The following is a 16,158-nucleotide window of genomic DNA, read 5'->3' as shown; positions in this document are numbered from 1 at the left end:
GGGGCAATCACGGTATGTATAGGTGACAAAACGTCCTTGCAAGCGGCCACACAGCAACTATTTTTCAATTAGAGATTTTGCGGTATCTCCCTCCTTTTCCACACAATAAGGCTACGCCTGGCGGGAACCCCTATCGATGTTGATTGCGCACTTGGGCGACAAAATCCACCATCCGGAAAATACCCTTGCCGCCTTTGAGGCCGCCCACGGTCTTGGCGCCTGCGCCATCGCCACAGAAGTGCAGTTCAGCAAAAATCAGACACCTTGGTGCTGCACCGGTGATGGCATGCAATTCCCTCAGGCCGCGATTTCGGCGCCACTGCGCTGCCTGAACGATAAAGACCTCAGGACATTACCACTCAGTAGCTTTCAGCAGCTGGTGGATTGGGCCAATCGGCACCGTCATCTCGAGTGGTTTGTAGAACTGAATGCCGACACCCTGGGGCAGATTGGTGCAGAGGCAGCGATTGAGCGGTTACTGGAAGACATTCACGGCCCAACGGAAAACTTCGTTTTACTCACCTCCGATCTACGCAGCCTGCGGCTGGCGCGCAATCTGGGCTTTGATGTAGTCGCCCTGCGGGTACCGAGTGTGTCCCATTGCCTGTCAGCCGAAGTGGTTACGCTGGCACCGGATTACCTGCTGATTGATCAGGCGGCGGTGGACTGTCAGGAGCTGCCGCCCGGCCCTTGGCAATGGGTGGTGCATGAAATCAACACCACTCAAGGCGCGGTACACTGGCGTCACCGCGGTGCCCACCATATTCTTACCGGCAACCTGCCACTGCTAATGCGCTCGCGCGAGGCCAGCAATGTCTACGGAATATGACGTTCTCGTTGTCGGCGCTGGTATTCAGGGGGCGGGCGTTGCCGAGGCGCTGACTGCCGAGGGCTACCGCGTCGCCATTCTCGAGCAGGACGCCATCGCTTCTGGCACGTCTTCACGCTCCTCCAAACTGATCCACGGCGGACTGCGGTATTTGGAAAGCGGCCAACTATCTCTAGTGCGCGAATGCCTTAAGGAGCGCCGCTGGCTGCTAACCAACAAGCCAGATCTGGTGCATATGGTGCCGTTTATTATCCCGGTGTATCGGCACAGCCGCCGCGCACCCTGGAAGATCAGACTCGGACTGAGCCTCTACGCACTGCTGGCTGGGGTATTTTCTTCACAATCCCGCTTCCGCAAGATCAATATTCACGATCACCAGGCTCTTTCTGGGCTGAATAGTGAGGACCTCATCGCGGTGTACCGCTATTTCGATGCGCAAACCGATGACGCGGCACTCACTCAGGAAGTCATCCGCACAGCAGAACGCGGCGGCGCAGAATTGATTTGCCCTGGGAGCTTGGTCGGCGCGGAAGTGACCGACCGCTTCGTGCGCGCGGATTACTTCCATCAAGGGCAATTGAACACTTTGCACTGTCGCGCACTGGTGAACTGTACAGGTCCATGGATTAGCGAAACCAACAGTAAGTGCTCTCCCGGCGCGAAACTACCCCCGTTAGAACTGGTGGCCGGCACCCATATTCAGGTGCCACTGAAAATTTCCAACAAGATTTTTTATGTGGAAGCAGAAGACGGGCGCGCGGTGTTTGTGATGCCTTGGCAGGGCGAAACTTTGGTGGGCACCACCGAGCGGCCCTACCATGGCAACCCTTCCGAGGTAAAACCGACCCTCGAGGAAAAGGCGTATCTGTTGCGGACCCTGAAACAGTACTTCCCGGAAACCCGGCCACTGCAGTTAAGTGAACTCAGCGACAGCTGGGCCGGTTTGCGCGTCTTACCGGGTGCCAACAACAACCCCTTCTCCCGCAGCCGTGAAACCATGATTTGCTGCGACGATGACAAGCACCCGCATATCGTCGCGGTCGCAGGTGGCAAACTCACCAGTTACCGGGCAACCGCGCGCAGCGTACTGAAAAAACTGCGCCCGCAGTTAGACTCCAGTCGCGACTGGAGTCCCGCAGCAATGGCCTCTGAACAGAGCAGCAAGGAAGGAGCCAAGGAGCGTAACCTCTAGGTACTTGACTAGGTACTTGATGCCCTGCTGCCTGTTATACTGCGGGCAGAATTTCCCCCTGATTTGCTGTTTATGTCCGACGCACCCTCTTCTTCCCCATCTTCCTCGCCTGCGGTAACGGATCCGGCCTCGCGCCCGACGTCTGGCACCGCTACCGCGGTATCCCATCGTTTTTGCACCGCACCGTTGATGGATTGGAGCGACCGCCACTGCCGCTATTTCTGGCGCCTGTTCAGTAAAAACACTCTGCTGTACACGGAAATGGTAACCACGGGTGCGATCTTGTTTGGCGACCAGCAGAGCCACCTGGACTTCAACGTGGAAGAGCAACCGGTAGCACTGCAGCTGGGCGGCAGCGACCCGAAAGACCTGGCGCGTTGTGCGGAAATTGCCGAAAAATGGGGCTACAGCGAACTGAACCTGAACTGTGGCTGCCCCAGTGACCGGGTGAAGAAGGGCCGCTTTGGTGCCTGCCTGATGGCGGAGCCGGATCTGGTGGCAGAGTGCCTGGGCGCCATGCGCGATGCCGTTTCAATTCCCGTGACGGTGAAACACCGCATCGGGATCGACGATATGGAAGATTACCCGGGGCTGACACGCTTTGTGGAAACGCAGGCCCGGGCAGGCATCACCACCTTCATTGTGCACGCGCGCAAAGCCTGGCTGAATGGCCTGAGCCCAAAGGAAAACCGCGAGATACCACCACTTAAATACGACATGGTGTACCAGCTGAAGAAGGATTACCCCGAGCTGGAAATTGTGTTGAACGGTGGTATCAACACCATTGAGGAGTGCCAGCAACATCTACAGCTGCTCGATGGTGTTATGCTCGGCCGCGCAGCGTATCAGACGCCAGCACTACTGGCTGATGTGGATGCCGCCCTGTTTGGCGGCGAACCGGGGCCGACCCCGGCACAAGTCGTGCACCAGATGTTGCCGTACATTGAGCGGGAGCTGACCAAAGGGCAGCACCTCAAGCATATTACCCGCCATATGATGGGGCTGTTTCAAGGCGTGCCGGGCGCGCGCCGCTTCCGCCGCCACTTGAGTGAGCGCGCGCACAAGGCGGGGGCCGGGCCGGAAGTACTGGAACAGGCACTTGGCCTGGTGAGCAGCGCCGCCTGAGCGCAGGAAAGACTTTTAAATACAGGTTTAAACAATAAGGACGTGGGGACGAAATGAACAAACTGGAACAACTCAAGAAACGCAGCCTGGTGGTTGCCGATACCGGCGATATCGAGGCCATCCGCCGCTATCAGCCGCAGGATGCGACCACCAACCCGTCCCTACTGTTGAAAGCCGCACAACTTCCGCAATACCAGCAACACGTGAAAGAGGCCCTATCCTGGGCGGAAACCCAGGGTGGCGATGTGATCGCTCAGGCTTCCATGAAGCTAGCGGTGTCCATCGGCAAGGAGATTCTGCAGATTGTCCCCGGCTTGGTTTCCACCGAAGTCGACGCGCGCCTGTCCTTTGATACCCGCGCCAGCGTGGAGTACGCCCGCCGCCTGATCACCCTGTACGAACAGGAAGGCGTGGGCCGCGAGCGCGTGCTGATCAAGCTGGCCTCAACCTGGGAAGGCATTGCCGCAGCCTCCCTGCTGGAGAAGGAAGGCATCCGCTGTAACCTCACGCTGCTGTTCAGCCAGTGCCAGGCCGTCGCTTGTGCCGAAGCTGGCGTCACTTTAATTTCCCCATTTGTGGGCCGTATTCTCGACTGGTACAAGGCCAGCACCGGGCGCGATGACTACACTGCACAGGATGACCCCGGTGTGCTGTCGGTGGCGAGCATCTACGAATACTACAAATCCCGCGGTTACCCCACCATTGTGATGGGCGCCAGCTTCCGCAACACCGGCGAAATTGAAGCCCTGGCCGGCTGCGACCGACTGACCATCAGCCCGCAGCTGCTGCAGGAACTGCAGGACGATAAAGGCGAATTGGCTAGCGGCCTAAACGAAGACGTTGTACCGCAGGCCAAGCCAGAGCAGCCGCTGTCGGAAGCGGAATTCCGCTACCAGTTGAACGCCGATGCCATGGCCACAGAGAAGCTTGCCGAAGGGATCCGCAATTTTGTCGCGGACCAGCTCAAGCTGGAAGCACTGCTTGAGGAAGCGCGTTAATTCAGCGCGCTCTTCAACACGTCCTTCAGCGCCCCCGCAACGCACAAAAGATACTATTTAGGAGCAAACCACCCATGCTGCATCAGCTTCGCAAACTGTTCGAACAGATTGGCGCTGGCGAAAGCGTGGAGGTGCGTCCGGAAAAAGATGTGCGCATGATCAGCGCCGCGCTAATGGCGGAAATTGCCACTGCGGACCAGAAGGTGGACGAACGTGAGCGCAGTGCTCTGGTGCGGCTGTTGCGGGATCACTATCAGCTGGATGAAACCACCGCCGAGGACATGGTGGAGCGCGCGCTCAGCGAGCGCGATGAGGCCACCTCGCTATACGAATTTACCCAAACCGTGAACGATAACTTCAGCGAACGCGACAAGTACCTGCTGGTGAAACAGATGTGGATGGTGGCCTTTGCCGATGGGGAAATTGACGCGTTTGAGGAACACCTGATCCGGCGGGTGGCAGAGCTGATTTACCTGCCCCACGGCCTGTTTACTCGCGCTCGCGCGGAGGCTCGTGACGAATCACAGTTGGGCGCGGATTAGGCCGCTGGAAACAGATTAGAACAGTCTCGAGGAATAAAGCCCGGGAAGCGTTCGACCGAGATTAGTGACTCGCGGCAGACTTTTGCGCGGAATCGGAGTGGGATTTGGCGGCGTGTTCGGTCTCGAGCGCGTGTACCAGGTCGCGGAAGGTCTCTTTGTTCTGCTCATTCATGCTCATCAGCACTTTGTGCGCTTCCAGTACCATTTCTCGGGCACTGTGCTCATCGGGTGCGTGGCATTGCAGAGGCGCGGGGCTCGCCTGATAGGCGTCGTTGTCGGCGTCACCGGAGATTTCCATCAGCTCCTCAAAGCCCATGGAATCCAGCAGGTGGATCAAGCCGCGGTCTTCACACAGCACAACAGGCTTGCTGCCGTTGCTCGCTTCACAGCGGAAAGCGATTTTCGCCATCAAACCCAGAGTGGTACTGTCGACACCTTCCGCGTCGTGCATATCAAACACCACACCGTGAAAATCACTGTGCGAAAACATCTTGTCGATAAAGTTATCGAAAGAAGTACACAGATTGAGGCGCACATCACCCACCAGCTTGACGACATAAATGCCCTGGTGGTCACCAACCATTATCTGCCCGGACTGCATAGTTGACCTCAAGCACACCTTGCCGTGATCCCAGGCGGAGGTGCGAGACGGTTAAGTTGCGGCTTTTGACCGCAGCACGCTTCCTTGTGCGTATCTGGTGCAATCAGTGTGACCGGGTGCCAATGCTTGGTGCGCCCGTGCCGATTGAATGCCCTTAATTTGGCGGAGCTTACTCCTGCCCGACAGCGCTGACAAGACCAGTGTGGCTCCCCTCATGGATAACCGCAGAAAATCAGGCTACTCAGGGGACTTCAGCCACATGATCAGTCTCGTACAGCTCTGCTGAACCCCACATGAACCGAGAACAAACAGCTGTATGAAAGTATGAAGCAATATCCGGGCCGAGTGGTGACCAGTAAGCCATTTGACCCAATGAAGAAGTCTAGTCAGCGACAGGATCCTGTCGCATGGTGAGAATAGCAATATCGTCCGGTAGGGATTCCGCGGTATCTACCTTGAGCGCGGCACACAGGCTATTGAGATCGCCGCGGCTCGCGTTGATCATCTTCAACAGCATCTCTTCTTTTTCCAGCAGGTTGCCCTGCAGCAATTCCAGCACGCCATCGGAGCAGGTCACCAGTCGCCAGCAGGCCGGCAGTGCAAGATGGCGCACCTCCCAACCTCCGCGATGGAACAACCCGAGCGGGCGCCCCTTGCCAGGCAGCCAGTGCGCGCCCTCTTCTGTAACCAGCGCCGGCATCGGCACCTGGCCGGCAACCGCATAGTGCAGCTGGCGCGCGCGGCTGTCCACCACACCGACAAACATACTCGCGTGCTTGTCGAGGTTAGTGGCCACTAGCTCCGCGTTGATCATTTCCAGTACCGCGGTGATATCGTGGTCGATGGTGTCGAGTTGACTGAACAGTGGACGCTCGCGCAACAGATGCATGACGCTGTGTTTGATCAACGCGGTGATCAGCGCCGAGGACACGCCATGCCCGGATACATCCACTAGGTAAAACGCGACAAACCGCTCACCGAAAAGGCCGTAGTCGACGAAGTCACCGCTCAGGTACAGCGAGGGCTGCAACCGATAGGCGGCCTCAATTCCCGCGGGATATTGGTAGGGACTGCGCGGCAATAAATGCTGCTGAAGTTGGCGGCCCGCCTCGTGATCCCGCTGCAAGAGTTCAATATGCTCCTGCATTTCACGGTTGCGGTCCTCCAGCTCTTCGCGGTACGCGCGGTTTTGCTGGGTCAGCTTTCTCGATTCCGCAACACGTGTAACCGCGTGATCAATCACCCCGTCATCGGCAATGGGTTTTAACAGGTAGTCGCTGGCACCAAGGCGCAGCGCCTGTACCACATCATTTACCGCACTGTCAGAGGCGACCACTACCACCGGGGTTTCGGCGCTCAATCCCTTCACCTTACGCAGAACTTCCAGCCCTCCCATGTCGGGCAGGTGCAGGTCGGTAATCACCAGTTCGAATTTATCCGGGTCAAAAGTGGCGATCGCATCGAGGCCACAGTGAACCAGAGTTACGGTGTAACCAAGTCGTGAGAGGGAGTTTTGCAGCTGGCCGCAACAGGGTTGATCGGGGTCAATCAAAAGCAGGCAATGACGCTCGCTGACGCTTTCGGCAGCGTCAGCGGGTGCGTCGGTCAGGGAATTGGACCGGGTTGTGTCCGATGCCGTATCAGAAATCGTATTCATCCATATCGCCGCCGAAATCGTCTTCCTGTTCACCATCGTTGATCAGGTATTCTCGGCGCTGCAGGTAGGCATCGCGCATTAGCACATAGCGATCGCGATCACCTTGCAGGAGGGCTTCCGCTTGCAGCAGACTGGCGCGAGTTTGCACAACATTCAATAACTTGAGGGAGTACTCCACCGAGCTATTATCGACATAGGTCAACGGGTTGGTGTACCACATTACCACTTCCCCGGGCACATCACGAACCGTCGATGGACCGAGCAAAGGAACCACCAAATAGGGGCCAGACGGAACGCCCCAAACAGCCAGCGTCTGCCCAAAATCTTCGCCGTCACTGGGTTCGAGCCCCATATATTGGGCAACATCCAGCAACCCCACCAAACCCACGGTACTGTTGATCAGGAAGCGACCTGTGTCGTTGCCGGCCTGCCCCCATTTCCACTGCAGCACGCCATTCAGCGCATTGTTGATTTCGCGCAGGTTGGAGAAAAAGTTGGAGACACCGGTCTGCATAAAGATCGGCGTGATCTGGCGATAACTGACCGCCGTCGGCTTCAGAAACCAGCGATCCGCGGTGTCGTTAAAGCGGAACATGGCGCGGTTAAAGCCTTCCCAGGGGTCGCGATCTTGCGGCTCTTCCGCGCTGGCAAACTCATCTGCCGGGTCAAACCCGTATTCGTCTTCAAACCCCGCGCCAAACTCACCCGAAGCATCGGTGGTTGACTCAGTATCGTCCTTGCCAGCACCGCCAGCTACTTCGCCCTCGCTGGCAAATGGATCTGCCGCAGACGCATCACTGGCGCCCGGCGCACTCGAAGCTGGTGCGGCTGTAGCGGGCTCGTTGGGAATTTCCGTGAAAGGATCAGACGAATCTTGCGCCAGTGTTGACGAAGTCGACAGGAGTAAAACCAGGGTCCACGCGGACATATGTGTGCGGTTAAGCAAATCCCTGCTCCTCGCAAATAGATGACGTTTATTCAAACCAGAGTTCTTGTTTCCGTTTGCGCAATCTTAACACTGGCAGTAATGCCAGCATAGCAGCTGGCAGTTTTGGTCAATGGGGTTGAGCGGTATACCTGAAGGGGCCTAGGCCGCGCGGAAGCCGGCAATAATGTCAAGCCGATGTAGCTTTTGTACCAGTTCCAACCCAAACCCGAGCAATTGCTCCGGCTCAGGGTGCTGCATATCCTGGGCGAGCTGCAGTAACAGTTGGCGAGTGCTCTGCTGCTCACTGGTTTCGCTCTGGGCCTGCTCAACAAGCTGCAGTAAATGCAGGGTTGCAGGGTTTGCTTCCATAAACCCCACATCGTCTTCGCGATCGCGATACACCACCAGACAGGTAGGCTCAGCGCCGGGCTCCGCAGGCTGGAACGCAGGGCCAATTTGATGCACCGGATAGTGATAACTGAGGCTCCACGCAAGCGGCGACGCAACTGGCGCCATATCCAACATTCCTTCTGACGAAACGCCCACGCTCACGTCGCTGGGGAATTTTTCAGGACTCACATCCAGCGCCAGCTCTACCCACTCATAGTGTGCCAACTCCAACATAAACGCGGGGTCCTGCTCACTGGCGGGCGACTGCGCGCGTTCATTCTGCAGGTAATGCAAAAACTCTTCACTGATCTGCAGGAAATAAGGACTGTGGGAGCAATGTCGCTGGACGAAGTCCCGCACCATGGCATGCCAGACATCGTCAACAATAATACTGCGCAGGACCGGGAAGCCACCGGAAACAAAGGATTCGATGTTGTTATAAATCAAATCCCGATAGATGCCCATACGGCGATCTTCGATGCCCGCTGGTGCCGAAACCTCTGCGGGCGCGCGCAAATGTGCCGCAAAATAGCGCTGCATCAATTGAAAACCGGCATCCTTTTCCGCCACAGAGTCATCAACCACCTTGCTATCGCCCATGGATGACCTCCGCAAGCGGTGGCTCGGCGCTGCGTATATGCGCTCCAGCGGCTGACTGATACTGGCGAATCTGGGCGACTTCCTCACACAGCTCCGGCAGTGGCGGAATGTTAAAATCCCGCTCAAGCAAGGTCGGCATGGGGCCGAAGGTCGCGTAGGCTTTCTGTAACAGAGCCCACACCGGGTCGATCACCGGCGCGCCATGGGTATCGACCTTGAGGTCTTCAGCCTCGTCAAAGTGCCCCGCCACATGGACGTAGCGAATACGTTCTGCAGGGAGTCCCAGCAGGAACTGCTCGGGGTCGTAGCGGTGATTAATCGCATTTACATAAATATTGTTGACGTCGAGCAACAGGTCGCAGTCGGCTTCCTGCAGTACCGCATTGAGGAATTCGAGTTCGTCCATTTCCTGGCCGGGCGCGGCGTAATAGGAAACGTTTTCCATGGCGATGCGCTGCTCTAGAATATCCTGTACCCGGCGTATTCGTCCGGCCACATAGCGCACCGCTTCTTCGGTAAACGGAATCGGCAGCAAGTCGTACAGGTGCCCGTGATCCGAGCAGTAACTCAAATGCTCGCTATAGCAGCGAATATTGTGTGTCTTAATAAACTCTTTGATAGAGCGCACCAGCGCCTCATCAAGAGGCGCCGGGGACCCGATGGACAACGAGAGCCCATGGGTGACGAACGGAAAACGCTCGGTGAATTCGCGAAACCAACGGCCGTAACGGCCCCCTACCCCAATCCAGTTTTCCGGCGCTACTTCGAGAAAGTCGACATCGGTGGGGTTGAGCGTTTCGCCCATCATCGAACGCCGCAGTCCAAGGCCTGCGCCTTGGACCGGGTATTGCCGTTGCGTGTTGGTCATCATATGACTATCAGCTTATGTGCCAGATTGAATTACCCGCCACACTTACCTTCACCACATTTACCCTCTTTCTTTTTACCTTCGCCGCACTTACCTTCGCCGCACTTACCTTCTTTCTTTTTACCTTCGCCGCACTTCCCTTCGCCGCATTTACCTTCTTTCTTTTTACCTTCTTCGCCGCACTTACCTTCGCCGCATTTACCTTCTTTTTTCTTGCCGTGGTCGTCAGCAAGTTTCAGGTTATAACCAGCGGTCAGCTCGGTCGCGGTGAACGGGTTAGCAGCAGTGGATACGCTGAGGGTCGCGGAGGCGATAAAAGCAGCACCTACGGCCGCTGCGAGAGGCAGATTCTTCTTGTTCATGACTGATCTCCTGATCTAATACCAAAATTTAAGGCTCTTCACGCTCGCGGCGCGAACACCGCCGCTCCCGGATTATAGTTTCCCGTGAACGGGTTGCCCTCAAAGTCAGACCAACGGTTCACAATTCGGGTTCAATTCCCGTTGTCCGGGCTTCCAGAACTGTGAACTTGGCCAATAAACCGCGATTTCCTGAGCGGTTACCCAATAGTCGAGGGGCAATGGTGGTTCTTACACAAAGAACCTAACTTTTTTTGGTATAACGCTGTCATCCATTTTCGGCGCACAAAAAAGCACCTCAAATACTACTTAACCCTGAATTTCTGACCAGGTCTTACGCAATCGTTTGATCGAAACTGGCATCAGGGTCTTCAGGGTTTGCGCAAACAGGGAGACGCGAAATTCCTCCAGCATCCAGCGGTACTGCAGTATGCGCGGGTCTCCAGACAGCAACTGCAGGTCGCGCCCGGCGGCATAGCCCTCATAGGGTTCGCTGGCCTGCTGGAACTCACCGCTGAGCTTGCGATCGCGGTTCGGGTCGAGCGCTGCCTTTTCCAGGCGCAGTTCTATCCCTTTCAGGTAGCGACCGTACTGACGCAGCCACTCAAGCGGGGTGTGGAACAGGAAACCGCGATAGAAGAGCCCGCTCAACTGATTGTTAATATCGCCCACCGCCATGGCGACGGCCAGGTTTTTCTGTTGTTTAATTTTCTTACGCAGGGGCACTAGTTGCGCCAGCGTCTTTATCAGCAGTTCGCCGATTTCCTGCGCGATAGTGATCAGCTGTTCGCGCTTCTCCAGCGCCTGAACAAACTCGCTCTCACTACGAGGCCAGTTCTCGTCCGCCCAGAAACACTCACGCGCTGCCGCCATCAGAATATCGTCGGCGACCTCTTCGCGACGCCCCAGGTCTGCCGCACTCAACCCCAGTTCTTTGCCCTTGAGCAGCTCCTTGCGCAGATATTTCACCGGTTCGGGCAGATGCAGTAACGCGAGGCGGCAGATACCGGCGCGTGTAAAACGCGCCGCTTCATCCGGGTTATCCAGCAGCTTCAGGTCAACACTATCTTTGTTGGCAATCAGCGCGGGATAGGCGCGCACCTTCAGCCCCCCCTGATCCAGCTGATGGGTATGCGGCAGGTCGCCGAAATCCCAACGGATAATGCCTTCGCGTTCGAAATCATCACCGGCACTGGCGAGTTCCTGTTGCACGCGATCGCGATAGCGTGCCTGCAGTTCCGGCAGGTCTCGCCCCTGGTCCAGCAGGCGGCCGTTTTCATCCTGTACCTGAATGTTGAAACGGTAAAAATCTTCGACACCGTGCTCTGCAGAGACCCAGGCATCTTCCGGAAGATCCTGTGCAGTCTGGCGCTTCAGTTCATGGGCCAGCGCCTGCCACAGCGGGGTATTGTCTGGCTGCATACGCGGCAAAGCTTTATCCACAGCGGCCGGCACCGGCACGAAGTGTTTGCGGTATTGCTTGGGCAGGTTTTTCACCAGCGCAATACATTTATCACGCAAAATACCCGGCACCACCCACTGCAGTCGGGCCGCAGGCACCTGGTGCAACGCGCCTACCGGCACCTGAATACTCACACCGTCGTCGACACTGCCCGGCTCGAAGTGATAGCTGAGCGGATATTCGATCCCACCACTGGTGAGGGAATCCGGGAACTGTGCCTCGCCCACATGCCCCGCATCCTGCTGCATCATCAGGTCCCGGGGAATAAACAGCAGCTGTGGATCTTTCTGCTCTGCCTGTTTGCGCCATTTTTCAAAGCCCGCCAGGTTCACAATATCTGCAGGCACACGCTCATCGAAAAAGCGGTACACCACTTCATCATCGACCACGATATCTCGACGACGGGATTTCGCTTCGAGATCTTCCAGCTCTTCCTGTAGTTTTTTGAAGTGCTGAATAAACTTGCCCTTGCCACGATAACGTTGCTCCACCAAGGCTTCGCGAATGAAAACTTCGCGCGAGGTCACGGGATCGAGCTTACCGTAATGAATGCGCTGCTTATCGACTAACACCAGCCCGTACAGCGTCACCTTCTCAAACGCCATTACCGCGCCAGAGCGCGGATTGTAGTGGGGCTCGAAATAGTTGCGTTTTACCAGGTGCTCAGAGCAACCCAGCACCCAGTCTGGCTCGATTTTGCCAACGGTGTGCGCAAACAAACGGCTGGTTTCAAGTAACTGCGCAGCTACCAGCCAGCGCGGCGGCTTCTTGAATTGCCCGGACCCGGGGAATACATGAAAGCGGCGATTGCGACAGCCAAGGAATTCCTTGTTTTCATCACGCACACCGAGATTGCCAAGCAACCCCGGCAAGATCGCCTTGTGCACACTGGCGTAGTCCGAGGGCTCCGGGTTCATCTTCAATTCCAGATCGCGAATAGCCACCCGCAACTGGTGGTGGATGTCTCGCCATTCGCGCAGCCGCAGCCAGGACAGGAAGTTTTTCTGGCACCACTTGCGTAGCTGGTTCTGGCTGAGTTCCTGGCGCTGTGCTTCAAAGCCATCCCACAAATTCACCAGAGTGAGGAAGTCGGACTGCTCGTGTAGCCACTGCTTGTGCTTCTCATCGGAGGCCTGACGTTTTTCTGCCGGGCGTTCGCGCGGGTCCTGCACTGCGAGCGCACTGACAATGATCAGCAGTTCGCGCAAGCTTTTGGTGGGGCCAGATTCCAGCAGCATGCGCCCGAGACGCGGATCCAGCGGTAGGCGTGACAGGGCACGGCCCATTTTGGTAACCGCACCTTTGCCATCAACCGCTTGAAGCTCCTGCAGCAGGCTATAACCATCGTTGATCAGGCGCTGGTCCGGAGGATCGACGAATGGGAATTCACGAATATCGCCGATGCGCAACTGCAGCATTTGCAAAATCACCGCGGCCAAATTTGTGCGCAGGATTTCGGCATCGGTAAATTCCGGCCGCTGCACAAAGTCGGACTCTTCGTACAGGCGAATACACACACCGGCACTGACCCGACCACAGCGACCCGCGCGCTGGTTGGCGCTGGCCTGTGAGATGGCCTCTACCGGTAAACGTTGGATTTTGCTGCGATAGCTGTAGCGGCTGATACGCGCGGTACCCGGATCGATCACATAACGGATACCGGGAACGGTGATCGAGGTTTCTGCCACATTAGTGGCCAGTACAATTCTGCGGCCCTTGTGCGGCGCGAATACTCGGCTCTGCTCGGCCAGACTGAGGCGGGCATACAGTGGTAATACATCAATATGTGGCAGCTGCGCATCGCGCAGTGCCTTGGCACACTCGCGAATTTCCCGCTCGCCACTCATAAATACCAGAATGTCGCCGCCGCGACGGGACGAGGATTTTTCCTCTCGCAGCAACTCCTCGACGGCCTCAATCACCTGCTGGTTCAGATCCGCATCACTGTCGGCGGGTGGCTGATAGTGAATGTCCACCGGATAAGTGCGGCCGGAGACTTCGATAATCGGCGCATCGTCGAAATGTCGGGAGAATTTCTCCAGGTCGATGGTCGCAGAAGTAATGATGAGTTTGAGATCCGGGCGCTTGGGCAGAATGGTTTTCAGGTAGCCCAGCAGAAAATCGATATTCAGGCTGCGCTCGTGGGCCTCATCGATAATCAGCGTATCGTAATTGTTGAGCAGCGGGTCCCGCTGGATTTCCGCCAGTAAAATACCGTCGGTCATCAATTTGATATGGGTGTGCTCGGTACTCTGATCGGTAAAGCGCACCTGATAGCCGACGGAATCCCCTAAGGACTGCCCGAGTTCTTCGGCAATACGATTAGCCACGGTGCGCGCAGCAATTCGCCGTGGCTGCGTGTGGCCAATCTGACCGACAATACCGCGCCCCAGTTCGAGACAGATCTTCGGTAACTGGGTGGTTTTACCGGAGCCGGTTTCGCCTGCTACCACCACTACCTGGTTAGCCGCAATCAACTCGGCAATTTCTTCGCGGCGCGCCACCACCGGCAGCCCTTCGGGCCACTCGACCTTGGGCAACTTCTGCTTGCGCGCTTCTACCAAAGCCACCGACTCGGCCAACTGCCCCTGCAGTTGGGCCAGCATCCGGTCCACAGGTTTTCCCTCTTTCAGGCGCCGACGCGCATTGCTCAGGCTGCGCTTCAGGCGATAGCGGTCGCGCCCCATGCACTGCGGCAGCAACTGCGCGCACTGCTGGATAACGGACTCAGGACTGGGTTGATTTTGGGGTTCGGAACTCATGAAACGGCTTACTAGAGTGACTGTTGGTTCAGGCCCAGAGGGCGGCCCGATTGGCAAGCGGGACATTATACCCCGTGGATACCCGCTGGGGGCTCTCACAGCCTCTCACTAGAATTGCGCCCGCTGTGCCTGTCCTATACTCAAGCGAAAGGCGCGTAATACCACCGCGCACGACCACTGTGCAGACAAGCTCGCCGCACACCCGCGGCCACTTCGAGGAGCCTCCATGCAAGACCTCAAGCCGAGACCCCCAGCCAGTGCCGGGGAGATGATGGGACACCCCAAGGGGTTATACCTTCTGTTTGGCACCGAGATGTGGGAACGCCTCAGCTACTACGGTATGCGTGGCATCTTCGTGTTTTACCTGACTTCGGCGACCACGGCGGCCGTATTCGGCTGGGAAGCGCTGTCACAGTCAGAGTTGCAGTCCAAGGCACTCAGCTACCTGGGCTGGTACGCAATGCTGGTGTACCTGACCCCCATCATTGGCGGCTGGATGGCCGACAACAAATGGGGCCAGCGACGCTGCATTATGTTTGGCGGTGCGCTGATGATGCTCGGGCAGTTCGCGCTGGGCTTCCCCCACAGCTGGCTGCCGGACGGTACCGAGATCTACATGCTGTGGCTTGGCCTGGCGTTGATGATTATCGGCAACGGCTTCTTCAAACCCAACATTTCCACCATGGTGGGTGACCTCTATGAGGAAGGTGACAAGCGCCGGGATACCGCATTCACGATCTTTTACATGGGTATCAACCTGGGTTCCATTCTCGGCTATCTGGTTATCGGCTGGATCGGCGAGAAAGTGGATTACCAGCTGGCCTTCTTCTGTGCCGGTCTCGGCATGCTGCTGGGCCTGATCCTGCAGGCTACCCAGTCGGATAAATTACTCGGCGAGATCGGTAACCGGCCCTCCGCCAAGCTGGGCCTGAAGACTAACCTGGATGACGAAGAGAAGAAGCGCCCGCTCACCCCGGAGGAGCGCGACCGTATCAAGGTGATTCTGATTCTGGGTCTGTTCACCGTGATTTTCTGGGCCGGCTTTGAGCAGGCTGCGGGCTCGATGAACCTCTTCGCCAAATACAATACCGACCTGCATATTTTCGGTTTTGAAATTCCTGCGAGTTGGCTGCAAATGGTAAACCCGCTGTTTATCATCATCCTCGCACCCGTGGTGGCGAGTATTTGGGTGGGACTCGGCTCCCGCGAACCTTCTTCGCCCGCGAAATTTAGCCTTGGCCTTATCTTCCTCGGCCTCGGCTTCATTTCCATGGTGGGCGCGGCGCTGCAGATTGGCGATTCAGAAACCGCGAAAGCAAGCCCCTGGTGGCTGGTGGTGGCCTACATTTGCCACACCATTGGCGAGCTATGTTTGTCACCCATCGGCCTATCCATGGTGACGAAACTGGCACCGCTGCGCTACCTGAGTGTGATGATGGGTTTGTGGTTTGCCTTTATTGGTATTGCCAACAAAGGTGCGGCGGAGATAGGCAAACTGGTTGGTGAAACCGGGCCGCTGGCAACCTTTGGTGGCGTCGCCATTGCGGCGATTACCGCTGGAATTATCCTGTTCTTTATCCGCGAAAAACTAGTGGACTGGATGCACGGCGCAGAAGAAGAGCACACGGAAATGAACGAGACCACCAAAGAAGAAATTGGTATTACTGCGGACCACGATGTGGCGCCGCAGAAAAAGTTTGGTGAGTAGATAGATAAAGTCGACGCGAAGGCAAGGTGCCGGGTGCGGGTTTTCAGGAGCGTCGCAAACAGGAAGTTTGCGCCGCAACGCCCAGGGATGGGTTTACAGTGGTCCTGAAAACCCGCACCCGGTATCTTGCCGCCACA

13 protein-coding genes are annotated in these 16,158 nt (G+C 56.9%); 6 read left to right on the top strand and 7 right to left on the bottom strand.

Annotation, left to right across the window (positions count from 1 at the left end; translation table 11 throughout):
• Positions 1-136 precede the first annotated feature (136 nt).
• The 5 genes from Mag101_RS04165 to Mag101_RS04145 all read left to right on the top strand — a co-directional run bounded on the left by Mag101_RS04165 (position 137) and on the right by Mag101_RS04145 (position 4,686).
• The gene (locus tag Mag101_RS04165) at positions 137-829 is read left to right on the top strand and encodes a glycerophosphodiester phosphodiesterase (RefSeq protein WP_077401217.1); all 693 of its coding nucleotides are present in this window, start codon (positions 137-139) and stop codon (positions 827-829) included.
• A complete protein-coding gene (locus Mag101_RS04160; protein ID WP_077401214.1) occupies positions 813-2,021 on the top strand; it encodes a glycerol-3-phosphate dehydrogenase/oxidase in 1,209 nt (402 codons plus the stop codon). The genes Mag101_RS04165 and Mag101_RS04160 overlap by 17 nt, the downstream gene beginning before the upstream one ends.
• A 189-nt stretch (positions 2,022-2,210) precedes the next feature.
• Positions 2,211-3,146: a tRNA dihydrouridine(20/20a) synthase DusA gene (gene dusA, locus Mag101_RS04155; protein WP_157520525.1), complete on the top strand. Its 936-nt coding sequence runs from the start codon at positions 2,211-2,213 to the stop codon at positions 3,144-3,146.
• Positions 3,147-3,199: 53 nt separating this feature from the next.
• Positions 3,200-4,144, top strand: a complete 945-nt coding sequence (gene tal, locus Mag101_RS04150; RefSeq protein ID WP_077401208.1) for a transaldolase — start codon at positions 3,200-3,202, stop codon at positions 4,142-4,144.
• Between the two features lie 74 nt (positions 4,145-4,218).
• The gene (locus Mag101_RS04145) at positions 4,219-4,686 is read left to right on the top strand and encodes a TerB family tellurite resistance protein (protein WP_077401205.1); all 468 of its coding nucleotides are present in this window, start codon (positions 4,219-4,221) and stop codon (positions 4,684-4,686) included.
• A 61-nt stretch (positions 4,687-4,747) separates the two neighbouring features.
• Here the strand turns inward: Mag101_RS04145 and Mag101_RS04140 are convergent, their stop codons facing one another.
• The 7 genes from Mag101_RS04140 to hrpA form a co-directional block, all read right to left on the bottom strand.
• The gene (locus Mag101_RS04140) at positions 4,748-5,287 is read right to left on the bottom strand and encodes an STAS domain-containing protein (RefSeq protein ID WP_077401202.1); all 540 of its coding nucleotides are present in this window, start codon (positions 5,285-5,287) and stop codon (positions 4,748-4,750) included.
• Positions 5,288-5,669: 382 nt separating this feature from the next.
• Complete coding sequence (locus Mag101_RS04135; protein WP_232325130.1) at positions 5,670-6,944, bottom strand: SpoIIE family protein phosphatase; 1,275 nt, start codon at positions 6,942-6,944, stop codon at positions 5,670-5,672.
• Positions 6,928-7,890 (bottom strand): VacJ family lipoprotein, encoded by a 963-nt coding sequence (locus Mag101_RS04130; protein WP_232325129.1) that lies wholly within the window; start codon positions 7,888-7,890, stop codon positions 6,928-6,930. The genes Mag101_RS04135 and Mag101_RS04130 overlap by 17 nt, the downstream gene beginning before the upstream one ends.
• Before the next feature lie 141 nt (positions 7,891-8,031).
• Positions 8,032-8,862 carry a DNA-binding domain-containing protein gene (locus Mag101_RS04125; protein WP_077401196.1) on the bottom strand — a complete coding sequence of 277 codons (831 nt, stop codon included), beginning with the start codon at positions 8,860-8,862 and terminating at the stop codon, positions 8,032-8,034.
• Entirely contained in the window at positions 8,852-9,733 is an 882-nt protein-coding gene (locus Mag101_RS04120; protein ID WP_157520151.1) for a DUF692 domain-containing protein, read from the bottom strand. The genes Mag101_RS04125 and Mag101_RS04120 overlap by 11 nt, the downstream gene beginning before the upstream one ends.
• Before the next feature lie 29 nt (positions 9,734-9,762).
• Entirely contained in the window at positions 9,763-10,092 is a 330-nt protein-coding gene (locus Mag101_RS04115; protein ID WP_077401193.1) for a hypothetical protein, read from the bottom strand.
• A gap of 306 nt (positions 10,093-10,398) precedes the next feature.
• Positions 10,399-14,313, bottom strand: a complete 3,915-nt coding sequence (hrpA, locus tag Mag101_RS04110; RefSeq protein ID WP_077401190.1) for an ATP-dependent RNA helicase HrpA — start codon at positions 14,311-14,313, stop codon at positions 10,399-10,401.
• Positions 14,314-14,539: 226 nt separating this feature from the next.
• Here hrpA and Mag101_RS04105 point away from each other — a divergent pair, with 226 nt between their 5' ends.
• Positions 14,540-16,021 (top strand): peptide MFS transporter, encoded by a 1,482-nt coding sequence (locus Mag101_RS04105; RefSeq protein ID WP_077401187.1) that lies wholly within the window; start codon positions 14,540-14,542, stop codon positions 16,019-16,021.
• Positions 16,022-16,158 lie beyond the last annotated feature (137 nt).

This window comes from Microbulbifer agarilyticus (assembly GCF_001999945.1).
Lineage (GTDB): Bacteria > Pseudomonadota > Gammaproteobacteria > Pseudomonadales > Cellvibrionaceae > Microbulbifer > Microbulbifer agarilyticus_A.
This window is presented reverse-complemented; position numbering and strand designations above follow the sequence as displayed.

Coding starts and splice junctions, on each gene's coding strand:
- Mag101_RS04120 (WP_157520151.1), bottom strand. CDS start 9,733: ATGATGACCAACACGCAACGGCAATACCCGGTCCAAGGCGCAGGCCTT.
- dusA (WP_157520525.1), top strand. CDS start 2,211: ATGGATTGGAGCGACCGCCACTGCCGCTATTTCTGGCGCCTGTTCAGT.
- Mag101_RS04115 (WP_077401193.1), bottom strand. CDS start 10,092: ATGAACAAGAAGAATCTGCCTCTCGCAGCGGCCGTAGGTGCTGCTTTT.
- Mag101_RS04125 (WP_077401196.1), bottom strand. CDS start 8,862: ATGGGCGATAGCAAGGTGGTTGATGACTCTGTGGCGGAAAAGGATGCC.
- Mag101_RS04135 (WP_232325130.1), bottom strand. CDS start 6,944: ATGAATACGATTTCTGATACGGCATCGGACACAACCCGGTCCAATTCC.
- Mag101_RS04145 (WP_077401205.1), top strand. CDS start 4,219: ATGCTGCATCAGCTTCGCAAACTGTTCGAACAGATTGGCGCTGGCGAA.
- Mag101_RS04160 (WP_077401214.1), top strand. CDS start 813: ATGTCTACGGAATATGACGTTCTCGTTGTCGGCGCTGGTATTCAGGGG.
- Mag101_RS04165 (WP_077401217.1), top strand. CDS start 137: ATGTTGATTGCGCACTTGGGCGACAAAATCCACCATCCGGAAAATACC.
- Mag101_RS04105 (WP_077401187.1), top strand. CDS start 14,540: ATGCAAGACCTCAAGCCGAGACCCCCAGCCAGTGCCGGGGAGATGATG.
- Mag101_RS04140 (WP_077401202.1), bottom strand. CDS start 5,287: ATGCAGTCCGGGCAGATAATGGTTGGTGACCACCAGGGCATTTATGTC.
- hrpA (WP_077401190.1), bottom strand. CDS start 14,313: ATGAGTTCCGAACCCCAAAATCAACCCAGTCCTGAGTCCGTTATCCAG.
- tal (WP_077401208.1), top strand. CDS start 3,200: ATGAACAAACTGGAACAACTCAAGAAACGCAGCCTGGTGGTTGCCGAT.